The sequence below is a fragment of the Streptomyces sp. NRRL F-2664 genome (assembly GCF_000719345.1).
Lineage (GTDB): Bacteria > Actinomycetota > Actinomycetes > Streptomycetales > Streptomycetaceae > Streptomyces.
The window spans coordinates 1-256 of the sequence record NZ_JOFX01000554.1 but is presented as its reverse complement, the minus strand read 5'-3'; the positions used below and the strand labels follow the sequence as shown (position 1 = coordinate 256).

The 256-nt window shown below is 66.8% G+C and carries 1 protein-coding gene; it reads right to left on the bottom strand.

Annotated elements, in window-relative coordinates:
• Nucleotides 1-256: IS256 family transposase (locus IF89_RS0136945; protein WP_030778330.1), on the bottom strand; the 256-nt coding region annotated here is incomplete at both ends.

Below are 256 nucleotides of genomic sequence, written 5' to 3'. Positions count from 1 at the left end.
GGAGCTCGCTGGGGTAGATCTGGTCCATGCTGCCCTCGGGCAGGTAGCGGCGGGGGAAGGCGATCCATTCGTCGTGCAGCTCGAACAGCACGGCGGTCGCTAATCGCAGGAGTGCGTCGTCGTTCGGGAAGACCTGGACCACGTCGGTGCGGCGCTCGGCCTCGCGGTTGATCCGCTCCAGAGGATTCGTCGACTGGATCTTCTTCCAGTGCCGGGCGGGGAAGGCCGCGAACGCGGTGAGGTCGTCCTTGGCCTC